At 47.1% G+C, this 13,848-nt stretch carries 15 protein-coding genes; all 15 read right to left on the bottom strand.

Translation table 11 applies throughout. The features are described 5' to 3' along the window. Positions 1-37 precede the first annotated feature (37 nt). The 15 genes from B067_RS0104745 to B067_RS0104820 all read right to left on the bottom strand — a co-directional run bounded on the left by B067_RS0104745 (position 38) and on the right by B067_RS0104820 (position 13,840). Positions 38-988, bottom strand: a complete 951-nt coding sequence (locus tag B067_RS0104745; protein WP_019528916.1) for a C-terminal binding protein — start codon at positions 986-988, stop codon at positions 38-40. 11 nt (positions 989-999) lie between these two features. Then, on the bottom strand, positions 1,000-2,046 hold the full coding sequence (locus B067_RS19660; RefSeq protein WP_019528917.1) for an Ldh family oxidoreductase: 1,047 nt from the start codon (positions 2,044-2,046) through the stop codon (positions 1,000-1,002). A gap of 321 nt (positions 2,047-2,367) precedes the next feature. After that, the gene (locus B067_RS0104760; protein WP_019528919.1) at positions 2,368-3,129 is read right to left on the bottom strand and encodes a sulfite exporter TauE/SafE family protein; all 762 of its coding nucleotides are present in this window, start codon (positions 3,127-3,129) and stop codon (positions 2,368-2,370) included. A gap of 39 nt (positions 3,130-3,168) precedes the next feature. After that, positions 3,169-4,599: a ribosome biogenesis GTPase Der gene (der, locus tag B067_RS0104765; RefSeq protein ID WP_019528920.1), complete on the bottom strand. Its 1,431-nt coding sequence runs from the start codon at positions 4,597-4,599 to the stop codon at positions 3,169-3,171. Positions 4,600-4,612: 13 nt separating this feature from the next. Beyond that, complete coding sequence (bamB, locus tag B067_RS0104770; protein WP_019528921.1) at positions 4,613-5,791, bottom strand: outer membrane protein assembly factor BamB; 1,179 nt, start codon at positions 5,789-5,791, stop codon at positions 4,613-4,615. A 4-nt stretch (positions 5,792-5,795) separates the two neighbouring features. Continuing rightward, positions 5,796-6,464, bottom strand: coding sequence for a YfgM family protein (locus B067_RS0104775; protein WP_019528922.1), 669 nt, complete (start codon positions 6,462-6,464; stop codon positions 5,796-5,798). A gap of 36 nt (positions 6,465-6,500) precedes the next feature. After that, positions 6,501-7,784: a histidine--tRNA ligase gene (gene hisS, locus B067_RS0104780; RefSeq protein ID WP_026244418.1), complete on the bottom strand. Its 1,284-nt coding sequence runs from the start codon at positions 7,782-7,784 to the stop codon at positions 6,501-6,503. A 29-nt stretch (positions 7,785-7,813) separates the two neighbouring features. Next, on the bottom strand, positions 7,814-8,926 hold the full coding sequence (gene ispG / locus B067_RS0104785; RefSeq protein WP_019528924.1) for a flavodoxin-dependent (E)-4-hydroxy-3-methylbut-2-enyl-diphosphate synthase: 1,113 nt from the start codon (positions 8,924-8,926) through the stop codon (positions 7,814-7,816). A 2-nt stretch (positions 8,927-8,928) separates the two neighbouring features. Next, positions 8,929-9,786, bottom strand: a complete 858-nt coding sequence (locus B067_RS0104790; RefSeq protein ID WP_019528925.1) for a RodZ domain-containing protein — start codon at positions 9,784-9,786, stop codon at positions 8,929-8,931. After that, entirely contained in the window at positions 9,776-10,579 is an 804-nt protein-coding gene (pilW, locus tag B067_RS0104795; RefSeq protein WP_019528926.1) for a type IV pilus biogenesis/stability protein PilW, read from the bottom strand. Before pilW ends, B067_RS0104790 begins: the two co-directional genes overlap by 11 nt. Before the next feature lie 13 nt (positions 10,580-10,592). Further along, the gene (gene rlmN, locus B067_RS0104800) at positions 10,593-11,780 is read right to left on the bottom strand and encodes a dual-specificity RNA methyltransferase RlmN (RefSeq protein WP_019528927.1); all 1,188 of its coding nucleotides are present in this window, start codon (positions 11,778-11,780) and stop codon (positions 10,593-10,595) included. Positions 11,781-11,811: 31 nt separating this feature from the next. Then, a complete protein-coding gene (gene ndk / locus B067_RS0104805) occupies positions 11,812-12,240 on the bottom strand; it encodes a nucleoside-diphosphate kinase (RefSeq protein WP_019528928.1) in 429 nt (142 codons plus the stop codon). Between the two features lie 202 nt (positions 12,241-12,442). Continuing rightward, entirely contained in the window at positions 12,443-12,859 is a 417-nt protein-coding gene (locus tag B067_RS0104810) for a SufE family protein (RefSeq protein WP_026244419.1), read from the bottom strand. Positions 12,860-12,925: 66 nt separating this feature from the next. After that, positions 12,926-13,459: a putative Fe-S cluster assembly protein SufT gene (gene sufT, locus B067_RS0104815; protein ID WP_019528930.1), complete on the bottom strand. Its 534-nt coding sequence runs from the start codon at positions 13,457-13,459 to the stop codon at positions 12,926-12,928. Between the two features lie 21 nt (positions 13,460-13,480). After that, positions 13,481-13,840, bottom strand: coding sequence for a HesB/IscA family protein (locus tag B067_RS0104820; protein ID WP_019528931.1), 360 nt, complete (start codon positions 13,838-13,840; stop codon positions 13,481-13,483). Positions 13,841-13,848 lie beyond the last annotated feature (8 nt).

Here is a 13,848-nt window from a genome sequence, read left to right on the forward strand (position 1 = left end):
AAAGGCATACCACCTAGCCTATAGGTATCACCTTCAATTACACTACACGGTAGTTTGGCTGCCCGGTTTTAACCCAAGTTATCAAATTATGCGCCGCTTTATAGCGCGCCTCACGCTCAGATGCGGTTGAATAAAAAGAGGCATGAGGATTAACTAATACCCTAGGGTGCACCACTAATTGATCATTTTTTAAGGGTGGCTCATGCTCCAATACATCTAGCGCAGCGCCTGCTAGGTGGCCGCAGTCCAACGCCTGCGTTAACGCTTGGCTATCAATTAATTCACCGCGGGCGACATTGATCAGATAGGAGCCTGGCTTCATCGCCGCCAATAATTCTCGACCCAGCAAATGATAATTATCGGCGTTAATCGGCATGTGCAAAGATAATACATCCGCCTGTTCGACCAAGGCTAAAAGACTTGTCATCTGCTGCACATCCGGCGGCCAGTGTTCGTCAGCCAGAAAAGGATCAAAAGCTATAACGTTGCCAAAGCATGGCTGGGCAAGTTTGGCAAAACTACGGCCAATTTTACCAAAACCGGCGATACCTAAGGTCATTTCAGAAGGTCTTTGCATGCAACCCGTTTTCAGATAATCCCAATGCCCTTGTTTTACCGAGTCGTGCAAAAACGGTAGATGCCTAATTAGCGACAGAGCCATTGCCAACGCCGTTGTCGCGACCTCTTCAGTATAGGCATCGGGCACATTGGCAACCATAACACCGGCCGCCTTGGCCGCTGGTAAATCTATATGATCAACCCCAACACCGAGGCTAGAAATGCATTTCAACTTTGGTAGTTGCTGGATAATGTCAGCGCTTATTTTAAAATAGCTGCTGATAATACCGTCTGCATCTTTGGCTAAAGACAACAGTTGCTCAGTGTTCTGACACTGGGCCGCGACAAACTCAATGCCAGACTGGGTAAACCACTGATATTCTAAATCGGGTGTAGCAAATTGATAATCCGTCATACATATTTTAAACATTGCAAATTCCCTTAAGACGCTTGCAGTAACTCTGGGGGCAATTGACACTTTTCCCTGAGTTCATTAAGCCTGCGCATTAGATCGGCAGGTATAGGTATGCCAGCTTCGCGCCTATGCTCGGCAATCTTGCGACCACGCTGGCCAGGGATCAGCACTGCTTGGTTGCCATCAACCGGTGTCGAGTTTGTAATCTGGGCCAACAAAGCGTCAGCGGTTTCACTGTACAGCTGTTGATCGCGCAACTGTTTTAAATCTATGGCGTGCAGCATCCAATTCATTTCCGGCTCACAATGCAGAGCGGCATCGCCCATCAATTCGGCAATTAATGCTAGGCCATAGCCTTTGTGGCCGGCCGCCGGTAGCAGGGCACCGCTGTTGAAATAATCATGAGGGTTAGTGCTGGGCTGGCCTCTACTGTCCAGAATTGAACCTGGCTCTAAGGATTTGCCCGCAGCGAGATAAGCTGAAACTTTACCCTCTGATACAGCGCTGGTGGCAAAATCAATCACCACTGGGCCAGCCTTGCCAGCGGGCATAGCATAGGCATAAGGGTTGGTGCTAAAAACCGGTTCGACACCGCCAAAGGGCACGACTCCCGGCCATTTATAGCGGCCGCCACCGCCCATAATTTGCACATAAAACCCGCGTTCGGCCAACTGCTCAGCAACTTCCCCTAAACGCCCAGTATGGCTACAATTACGCAGATTAATGGTGGCGCAGCCGTACTGCTGGGCACGCTGTATGGCAAGCTCTCCCGCCTGTTTAAGCGCAAATATGCCAAAGCCACGGTTACCGTTTAAACTAGCCATAGCGCCACTGTCTTGACTTAGGCTGGCCCTAGCTGCAACGTCAATATCGCCCTGCTCAGCATCCTCAATATAGGCAGGCAACTGCAATATGCCATGGGAATCGGCCCCCCGTAAATTGCTATTAATCAGGGCCAACGCTAGGTAGTCGGCTATATCTTCCGGAGTCGAAACGGCTAGTAACACCTGTCTAACAAATTGTTGTAGCTGCTTATAGTGGAGTAGCTGCTGATTTAGTCGAGACCCTGCCATAGACTAGCCCTCTTATAAAATAAATATTCAGTATAAGAATTACAGGGATAGCTGCCTGCTGCTTTTGGTCACTTTTATTGGGAATCCGACAACAACCCCTCCCCCCTAGCAGCCAACTAAGTTTTGCACAGCTGCAGCTAGAATAAAAAATCACGCATGAATCATAAAAGTCTTTTGGCGATGATGGGGACAATGTTGTGGCGGTTCAAATTATATTCTGGACACCATATAATAAAAAAGCCGATCTCAATGATCGGCTTTTTTATTTCTGCTTCAGCCATTGGCTAATACATTTCTTTTGTAACACAAATGCGGCTTTCATCAATCAAACACATAAGCCGCCACCGCGCCACACACCGTCATCACAAATAAAAACCATTTCAAAGTGGCAGGCTTAGCACTAATCGCGAACTTAACCGCCACATGGGCACCTATCATAGTACCCAGCGCCAACACCAAACCTGGAACCCACCAAATTAAGCCCTGATAAATAAACACCAATAAGGCCATACCGGTAAATACCGCAACACACACGACTTTTAAGGCATTGGTACGCACTAGGTCATAGCGCAGTGTACCTGCCAAGGCGGTAATTAAAATAAAGCCCACACCGGCCTGTACAAAACCGCCGTAGAAACCAGCCACAGTTAACCACAACCAAGAAGATGGCCGCTCTTTTACTTTATACGGCACGGTGCCTACGGGTGGCGAGATAATATTTGGCCTAAACAGCATGATTAATGTCATCGTAATCATGGCTGTGAATAATAAAGGCTTGAGAATTTCTGAGGGGGCGAAAGCAGCGGCTATAGCGCCTAGGCAACCACCGAAAATAGTAGGGATTAAGATCGGGCCTATATCGTCGGTGGGAAGTTTTTTATGTTTTTTAAAACCCAACAAGGCAACTATGTTTTGTAGAAAAACCCCTACCCTGTTGGTGGCATTGGCCACCTCGGGCGGCATACCCATAATCATTAAAGCCGGTAGGGTTAAGTTAGTACCACCACCGGCTAAGGTATTGATAACACCAGCAACGATACCGGTAATTATAAGTATAAACGCATGCAGTAAACTTAAATCCAAAGTTGCCCCTAGCCTCCTAAGCTAAACCACAGCATCAGCCTAACGGCTTGGTTTTTTCTTATCAGCGTTTTTAGCGGCTGTTTTAACTGCTTGGCGTTTGATACGTCTTTTTCTATCAAATTGCTTCTGGGTTAAATCACCCTGTTTATCCGTATAGGGGTTATCGCCAGATTTAAATTCTATGCGTATAGGCGTACCGACTAAATCCAACTGCCTGCGAAAGGTTTTTTCCAAGTAACGCTGGTAACTGGCCGGGACTTTAGCAGTTTGATTACCGTGTATTACAATGATCGGCGGGTTGAAACCGCCGGCATGTGCGTAACGTAATTTAATACGACGACCATTGATCATAGGCGGTGCGTGATCGTATACAGCAGCTTCAAGAATTTGGGTTAGCTTATGGGTTTGCAGCTTATCCGTAGATGACCTATAGGCATTATCTATAGATTCATACAAATGGCCGACACCAGTGCCATGCAAGGCCGAAATAAAATGTATTTCAGCAAAATCGATAAATTGTAAACGGCGATCCAGCTCACTCTTAATACGATTTTTTTGATCGGCATCTAAGCCGTCCCATTTATTGATAGCAACCACTAAGGCGCGGCCTGCATCTATGCTGTGCCCTAATAAATGTAAATCTTGATCAACTATACCTTCATGAGCATTTAATACCAGAATCACTATATTGGTATCATCTATCGCTTTTAAGGCTTTTACTATAGAAAATTTCTCTACCGCTTCTCTAACGTTTTTTCTGCGCCTCACTCCAGCGGTATCGATTAGGGTGTACTTAACCCCTTCACGCTCATAATCTATATAGATAGTGTCTCGGGTAGTGCCGGGGTGATCGTAAACAATAACTCTATCTTCACCCAGCATGCGGTTAACCAAGGTAGACTTGCCCACATTAGGGCGCCCTACTACTGCGATTTTTACACCGCGCTCGCCATCGTCAGGCTCAGGCTCTTGCTCGCTTTCAGGGAAGTGGGTAAACACATCCTCTAATAACTGACGCACGCCTTTGCCATCAGTAGCCGTAGTGGGATGAACTTTTTTAACCCCTAGGCTATAAAAATCGGCCATCGCGACATCAGGATTTACGCCATCAATTTTATTGGCCACATAAAAAATGGGCTTTTCAATTTTTCGTAAATGTTTAGCTAAGACGTGATCGGTAGTGGTTAAACCGGCGCGCGAGTCCAGCAGAAATAACACCGCATCGGCTTCGTCTATGGCCAGCATAGACTGGGCAGCCATTTCGGCATCTATACCCTCTTCCTCGCCGGTAATACCGCCGGTATCTATCACTATGTAGTGACGATCATCAAATTGAGCTTCGCCATATTTTCTATCGCGAGTTAAGCCGGGAAAATTTGCCACTAAGGCATCGCGCGTTTTAGTTAAGCGATTAAATAATGTGGACTTGCCCACATTCGGACGCCCAACTAAAGCGATTACAGGAACCATCTATTTTATTCCACTAAGAGGAGAAAAAGCCTTTAGACTTTTTAACCAGACGATAGGCCGCAAGGGTACCGTCATTACTATAAACATAAAGCACATCGTTATGCACAACTAAACGTGAACGTAGACCGTCGGAATCCACTTTAATTCTCGCCACTAAATGACCATCCAATTGAGAAAAGGCATGCAAATACCCTTCAAAATCACCGACCACAACAAAGTTACCCAAAGTTATTGGCCCAGTTAACTGGCGTCTGGCAAGCACACTTTGCTCCCAGCGCACGCCTTGGCCGTTATTGGCAAAGGCAACTATGCTGCCCTCTTGGTTGGCTACGTAGACATTATTAAAACCATAGCCCATGCTGACGTAACTAGAGGCTTCCCGTGACCATTTACGGCTACCACTGGCAGGATCTATAGCGGTAATCGCACCTTGATAGCTAACCGCATACAAGGTGTTGTCTTCCATTAACAGATCGCCATCTATATCAACTATGCGCTCTATTTCTGAATTACCGGTGCTGGCGGCAATGCGAGCATCCCACAACACCGAACCGTTTTCCGAGTTAAACGCTACCATTTTACCGTTGGCAAATCCGGCTGCTACCACGCCACGCATATACAAAGGTGTGCTGGTGCCGCGTAAGGTTAATACCGGCATAGTATTGCGATAAGACCATACTCGCGCACCGGTTTTGGCATTTAATGCCAGGAGTTGATCGTCCAAGGTTTGCACAAAGGCTAATTGGCCATCACCCGCCGGCGCCGCTAACACTTCAGACTGTACACTCACCTTCCACAGCTGTTTGCCGTTGTTTTTGTTTAGGGCAATCACCTCACCGGTCAATGTACCGATAAAGACTTCGTCACCGATTATGCTTATTGCGCCGCTGACTTCCGCGTCTACATCCACATCCCATAAAGAGTCGCCGTCCTTTAAAGTAAAAGCTTCAACCTCACCATCAGCAGAAGCCACCACTATCATGTTGCCATCGTGAGCGGGACGTAAACGGTTATATAATTTACCCTGGCCATCGCCTACAGACTGGCTCCATTGGCGATCAAATTGCATCTCTGCTTTAAAATCAATTAACTCGGCAGGGACTAACTCTTCTTCATCATCAAAAGAGCTACAGGCCGATAATAGTATGGCGCTGAGCAGTAAAATAAATGTCGCGACTGGCTTTTGCATCATGTAGCTATACCCCTTCAGCGACTTTTAGTTGCTGAATTTTTAGCTCTAATAAATTGTTGGCGCTGACGCCAGCTGTTGCTGTAGCCAAGTCTTTAGCCTGCTGGTAGGCCGCCCTAGCGGCCGCCTCATCACCTTGCGCTAACAAGATGTCACCTTTTAGCTCGGCATACAAAGGCTTAAAGCCCACTATAGGCTGCGCCAACTCGGCCAGGGCCAACGGGTATTTTTCCGTAGCTAATAAAACCTTGGCTAAACGCAACTGCGCCTGCGCCTTAATTTCGGCCGTTGGTGACTGCGCTAACACCCAGCGTAATTCTGTTTCTGCATCTACTAGGTTGCTGGCCTTTACTGCCAACTGCGCTTTATACAAAGCAGCTAATTGCGCATAGGATGAGGAAGCATAATCATTCTTAACCTTATCGGCCAAGTAATTGGCAGTAGCCATTTGCTCATCATTCAATGGCGCTTGGTCTTTAGCCACTACTGCTAATAAATTTTGATAAGCCGAAGACGCTGCATAGGCGCTTTCTTGCTGTTGTTTTTGCCAGCCCTGCCAACCAAACCCTGCAGCTATCGCTAAGGCAATACCGGTTAGGGTGGACTTGCCATTTTCTTTCCACCATCTTTTTATGGCTTCGATTTGCTCTTCGTCGTTTTGATAATCTGTGCTCATGGTTCTACTCGTCCAATTTTATTCACAAGGTAGTTGTTATAGTAATTCAGCTGACAGTAATGCTGCGACAGCTGATTGCGCTAGGGTTTGCTGCTCTTTATCAGCACGCAACCATTTGATATTGACCAACGCTTGCTCGGCTTCATCATCACCTATTACTAAGGCAATGGCAGCACCACTCTTATCGGCTTTTTTAAACTGACTTTTAAAACTACCGCCACCACAGTGGGTGACCAGTTTTAAATTAGGAAGCTCGCTGCGTAATTGCTCTGCCAAAGCCACCGCCGCTAACTTGGCTTTGTCACCAGCTACCACTACATAAACATCAGGCGCAGCATTAATACTAGCGGGGATAGCTGCGGTAGCTTCTAACAGTAAGCATAAACGCTCTATGCCCATGGCAAAGCCTATACCCGCTACAGGCTTGCCGCCTAACTGTTCGACTAAGCCATCGTAACGACCACCCGCACAGACCGTGCCCTGCGCGCCTAGCTTATCTGTCACCCACTCAAATACGGTTTTACTGTAATAGTCTAAGCCTCGCACCAGACGAGGGTTAAGGGTATAGGCTACGCCAGCCACATCTAGTAAGGCGGTTAACTCGGCAAAGTGGGCTTTGGATTCTTCATCCAAATAATCCACCAATGAGGGTGCATCATTCAATAACGCCTGAGTTTCTGGCGATTTGCTGTCTAGTATACGCAGTGGGTTAGTTGTTAAACGCTTAACGCTATCTTCATCTAATTGTTCAATATGGGCATTTAAATACGTCACTAAAGCGTCTTTATAGGCAGCTCTAGCTGCTAGGCTGCCTATGCTGTTAAGTTGCAACGTTAGGGCATCGCTAACCCCTAATTGCTGCCACAACCTAGCGGTTAAGATAATCATTTCGGCATCGATATCGGCACTGGCCATACCAAAACTTTCAACCCCAATTTGATGAAACTGGCGCAGGCGACCTTTTTGCGGCTTTTCATAGCGAAACATAGGGCCGCTATACCACAGGCGCTGTACCTGTTGATTATCTAATAAACCATGCTGCAAGCAGGCACGTACACAACATGCCGTGCCTTCAGGCCGCAAGGTGATACTTTCATCATTGCGATCGGCAAAGGTATACATTTCTTTTTCAACGATATCTGTTACTTCACCTATGGAACGTTTAAACAATTCGGTTTGCTCAACGATAGGAAAGCGTATCTCTTGATAGCCGTAGCGGCCGACCACATTGGCAACCGTTTGCTCTAAGTATTGCCACAGCGCCGATTCGCTGGGTAGCAAGTCGTTCATGCCGCGTATGGATTGTATTTTTTTTGACAACTGTTTATAACCTGTAAAAATTGGGTAAATTATTGCTTTGCAATTACGTCTTTTTCGGCCCGCTCTTTTTTAGCAACCTTGTCACGTATCATGTTTTCTAAGTGATCAACCAGATTCTCTTTGCCAATCTTGTGATCCTTTTTACCATCCACATAAATCAAATGCTTAGGCGTACCGCCGGTTAAACCTATTTCAGCTTCTTTCGCTTCACCGGGCCCGTTTACTATACAACCAATTACTGCCACATCTAGGGGCGTGGTGATATCATCCAAGCGGCTTTCTAATTCATTCATCGTCGCCACTACATCAAAATTTTGACGTGAACAACTGGGACAGGCTATAAAATTTATGCCTTTGCTGCGCAGCTTTAAACTTTTTAAAATTTCATAGCCGACTTTGATTTCTTCAACCGGATCAGCAGCCAGCGAAACACGTATGGTGTCGCCTATGCCATCCATTAACAGCATACCCAAGCCTACCGCCGACTTAACCGTACCACCGCGCAAGCCACCGGCTTCGGTGATACCTAAATGTAAAGGCTGCTCTATTTGGCTGGCAATTTTTCTATAAGCCGCTACCGCCATAAATACATCGGAGGCTTTAACGCTGAGTTTAAAATCTTGAAAGTCTAATTTATCCAGTATGTCTATATGACGCATGGCTGACTCTACCAAGGCATCGGGGGTAGGCTCACCATATTTACGCTGTAATTCTTTTTCTAAAGAGCCGGCATTAACACCTATACGTATAGGGATATTTTTGTCGCGGGCGGCATCGACAACCGCGCGTACCTTGGCATCGCTGCCTATATTGCCGGGGTTAATACGCAGGCAATCGACGCCGTACTCCGCCACTTTTAAGGCAATTTTGTAATCAAAGTGTATATCCGCCACCAAAGGCACGTTCACTTGCGCACGGATTTTTCTAAAGGCTTCTGCGGCCTCCATGCTGGGCACAGACACCCGCACGATATCAGCGCAGGCGTTTTCCAGAGCCTTGATTTGACCTACCGTTGCCGCCACATCGCAGGTATCGGTGTTAGTCATACTTTGCACAGAGATGGGGGCATCACCACCTACGGCAACATCACCGATATAAATTTTTCTCGATTTACGTCTTACTATGGGCGATTCAAATTTCATCGCTACGACCTACCTACCACTAAGCGCGCCGCTTGCGTGCGCGTGTTTGTATTAATTTCTACCGTTTCACCGTTATAAGATAAAACCACTGCAGGAGCATAACCCAACACCACATTAAACGGCGCAGTGCCTTCAACCACTACATTATCGCCTTCACGTTTTATGTCGGCGATAAGGGTTTTACCCTCAGCATCTTTAATCTCTACCCAGCACTCGGCACTAAAATTTAACTCTAAGCGGTGCTCAGCTGCGCTGCTAACAGCTTCGGCAATTATAGGTTCTACATCCACGGCAACAGCTACCGTGTCATAATCCCCAGCAATAAGTGCATTAGTTGGCGCAACTAAATCTTCTGACGCTAGCGAGGATATCTCAGTTTCAGAATCAGCACCAAGACTTAATATCTGCTCTTCTACCTCAACTAAGGGCTGTAATTGCGCAGCCTTATCTATTTGCGGTAGTTCGCGATTGATTAGCCACAATAACAGTATCACCGCCAGCACTGCCACTACACCTACATAGCGTTTTTTGCAGGGTAGCTGCACAGACTTGGGGCGAGTGACTATAGGGATGACACGTTCTACAAAATGCTTTTGCTGATACTGATCCAGTATCGCCTGCGGATCTAAGCCCAATAAGCCAGCATAATTACGTAGGTAAGAGCGTATAAACACATCAGCCTTAAAAACACTGAAATCCTGCTGTTCCAGAGCTTCAATTTGGTAAGGCATAATACGCAAGCTATCAGCCGCCTCACGCACTGTTAAGGCTTTTTGCTCACGCGCTTTGCGCAGTTGCTCACCCAAAGGCTCACCCACCAACTCATCAATCATACCGCTTACTTGCTGATCAACTTCCATGCATAAACTCTTGTTTATAATCTAAGTATTGCTGCGAACGTGGATAGAGATTTTTTAAGGCCAAACCATAACTGGAGATGGCATTTTTATCATCAAACTGCTTCGCCAAACGCGCGCCTAATAACAAAGCGATAGCCGATTTGGATGACACTTTGCTGCCGTAATGATCATAGTAACGCTGCGATAAGGCATACTGCTCTAGCCGATAATAGACATCGGCCATTTGCAGAATTAGTGCTGATGAATGTCTGTCGCTCATTAAATAGGCAGTGCGGAAACTTTTCTCAGCATCTTCGTAACGTTGCAATGAGTAATAACTGCGGCCTAAATTGATATAAGCGGTTTGGCGACGCTCATAGAGCGTGTCTTTAACCACAACCTCCAATTGCTCCGCCGCCTCATCATAGCGCTGCATGGTGAATAAAAAGGAGCCGTAGTTAAGTCTGGCTCGCGATAGTCCGCCATCCAGATCGATGGATTCTTTAAAATGTTTTTCTGCGCGCTCAAATTCACCGGTATTTTGAAATACCAAGGCTAGGGCCTCATGCACTTCGGCAGAGTCCTCATCTAAATCTAGCGCGGTTTTTAAATGACGTTTAGCTTGCTCCCATTTGCGCTCTGAAATATAGCGCTTGGCCAGCTGTACACTGTATTCCAGCGCTTTTCTATCATCAGTCTTTTCAGTAAACATACCGGTTTCTGTGGTGACACAGCCCAGCAAGCTTAAGCTTAAAACCGTATAGACGATAACACTGCGAATATTGACTAAGGTTTTATTATTATCTGTCTTCATAGTATTACTTTACTTAGTTAATGATTCTGACCGGCGCTGCTTCATTGGCTAAACTTGCCTTATAGCGCTCACTGCGCTTAGTGCGATCGGTCACCTGACCTACTAACTGGCCACAAGCGGCATCAATATCATCGCCGCGAGTTGTTCTAACTGTAGTCACAAAACCAGCATCAGTCATTACCTGCCAAAAACGCTGTATCACATTTTTACTGGGGCGCTGATATTCCGACTGTGGAAACGGGTTAAAGGGAATTAAATTAACCTTACAGGGGAAATCTTTTAACAAGATAGCCAGATCTTTGGCCAGCTCCACACTGTCGTTGATCCCGGCCATTAGAGTGTACTCTATAGTCACCACTCGGTGGGTATCGGTTTGCTTAGCTATATATCGACGACAGGCGTCCAATAAAGTTTCAATATTGTATTTACGATTTATAGGCACCAGCTGGCTGCGTAATTCATCATTGGGCGCGTGCAAAGAGATGGCCAGCGAGGCAGTACAAACATCGCCCAGTTTATCCAGTGCCGGCACTACCCCTGAGGTGCTTAAGGTCACCCGGCGCTTGGAGATGCCGTAACCCAAGTCATCCATCATTAAATTAACCGCAACCACCACATTATCGAAGTTTAACAGTGGCTCGCCCATGCCCATCATCACCACATTAGTCACTACCCGTTTTTCGGTAGAGGGAAATGCATCATAGGATTTTATTGCCAGCCAAACCTGGCCGATAATTTCAGCGGCGGTTAAATCGCGCTGGAAGCCCTGTTTGCCGGTAGAACAAAAGCTGCAATCTAAGCTGCAGCCTACTTGTGATGAGACGCAAAGCGTAGCTCGGTCGCCATCGGGAATCAGTACTGTTTCAACTAAACCACCACCCTCAACACGTATCGCCCACTTACGGGTACCATCTTTAGAATCCGCTTGGGTGACTATCTCGGGGGGGCGTACTTCCGCGCAGGCTTTTAAGCGTTCGCGGAAGACTTTGCTGATATCGGTCATGGCATCAAAATCATTGATGCCGCGGTGGTGTATCCATTTCATCATTTGCTGGGCGCGAAACGGCTTTTCGCCCATGGACAACATGAGTTCTATCATCTGCTCACGGGATAAACCCAGCAAATTAATCTTGGCCTGCTCAGCCGCGACGCTAGTGTTGACACCAGCATCAATTGCTACAGGATTTACAGATTCAGACATGTATACACCACTTAATATCAGCGAAACCGGCTTACGCGCGGTCGCAAATGTCGCTAGCTGCGAAGAAGTAAGCAATTTCGCGAGCTGCTGATTCAGGCGCATCAGAACCGTGTACGGCATTAGCGTCTATAGACTCAGCGAAATCAGCGCGGATAGTGCCGGCTTCTGCGTCTTGTGGGTTAGTTGCACCCATCAGCTCACGGTTTTTCAGTACCGCATTTTCGCCTTCTAATACTTGCACCATTACTGGGCCAGACGTCATGAATTCGATTAAAGCGGGGAAGAAAGGACGACCTTTGTGCTCGCCGTAAAAGCCTTCAGCTTGCTCGCGGCTTAAGCGCAACATTTTTGATGCCACCACTGTTAAGCCATTCTTTTCAAAGCGGCTGTATATTTCACCAATTACATTTTTTGCAACGGCGTCAGGTTTTACGATAGAGAAAGTACGTTCTAGTGCCATTAAAGGCCTCCCAAATAATCAAATAAAATCAAACAATAAAAAATACAGAGTTAGCGTCCGATCTAACCCCTAATTCAAAGCCCGCAGATTATACGCGGGTTTACCTGCGATTAGTATGCAAAGCCCGCTATAAATAAGGCTTTAATAGGGTTTTGCCTAGGGAAAAGACCACCCGCAACAGGGCAGCGCCATAGCCCCCTACTTACGCGACTGCCGTCGCCTTAGCGATGGCCTGAATTTTGGCCACTATGGCCTTTAAACCATTGCCACGGGTGGGGCTTAAATGCCGCTCTAGATCTAAGGTTTGGAAGTATCCATCCATATCAAAAGCGATGATCGCCTCAGGACTTTTATCGGTATACGCCGCCATCACCACCGCCAGCAGGCCGCGCACGATATGGGCGTCGCTATCCACCACAAAATGCAGGGCATCACCCTGTAAACCCACATCTATCCAAACATTGCTCTGGCAACCCTTCACTAGACGCTCAGGGGTGCGCAGGCTTGGGTCCATCGCGGGCAAAGCCTTGCCTAGGTCGATGATGTACTTATAGCGCTCTTCCCAATCATCGAAGAATTGTAGGTCTTCCAAAATTTCATCTGTACTGGGCAAAGCCATAAAAACACTCTTACTGGTGACCGCAGGCACTAGCTAAGCACCTGTTATTAAAGGATTTACTGCCAACTAGAAAAATAGACCGGTTTCTAGCTGAGCCTCTTCTGACATCATTTCTTTAGACCAAGGCGGATCAAACACCAACTCCACCTTGACCTCTTTAACATTGGGCACGATGGCGGTGCGATACTCTACATCACCCACCAATACCGGGCCCATGCCGCAGCCGGGGGCCGTTAAGGTCATCTTAATATCGACCCTACCGGTGGCTTGATCGATAGCCACGCCGTACACGAGGCCTAAAGAAAGCAAACTCACCGGAATTTCGGGGTCAAAAATGCTATCCAGCGCCTGCCATACATGATCTTCGTTAATCAGGCCTGAGCCATCATCTTCAAAATGTAGCTGCTCAGGCTCATAGCCGATGGCCGAGGCATCGGTGCCATCTATGCGCAGCATATTGCCCTGCCAGGTTACTGTGTAGTTACCGCCTAGGGTTTGGTTAATGGTAACAAACTGGCCCGCAGGGATAATTACTTTGTCACCCGCAGGTACTCGCCGCGCTGGGCAATCGTGCCTGGTGACCGTCATATTCTGTTGCATAGAGCTAAAACCTAAGAGCGACTATTCGCTAACACTAAAACTTTCGCCGCAGCCACACTCGGCAACAACATTAGGGTTGTTAAACTTAATCACCTGATTAACACCTTCGGTGACTAAATCAATCTCGGTGCCGCGCAGCAAACTCAGCGCCTTGGCATCTACCGCTAGGGTAATCGACTCGCCGGGCTGGAATATCTCATCGCCCTGCTCTGGCCCATCCACTAAATCCAAAACATAGGCATAGCCGGTGCAGCCACTGGTTTTGGTGCTTAGGCGTATAATTTTATCGCCAGCCTGCGCCACTTTTTGGGCGAAATGCTGAGCCGCAGTGGCTGTCATCGTCACCACCTGCGCATTGGGATCAAAACTCGCTACTGTCATTTTTAACT

It is taken from the genome of Dasania marina DSM 21967 (genome assembly GCF_000373485.1).
GTDB classification, from domain to species: domain Bacteria; phylum Pseudomonadota; class Gammaproteobacteria; order Pseudomonadales; family Dasaniaceae; genus Dasania; species Dasania marina.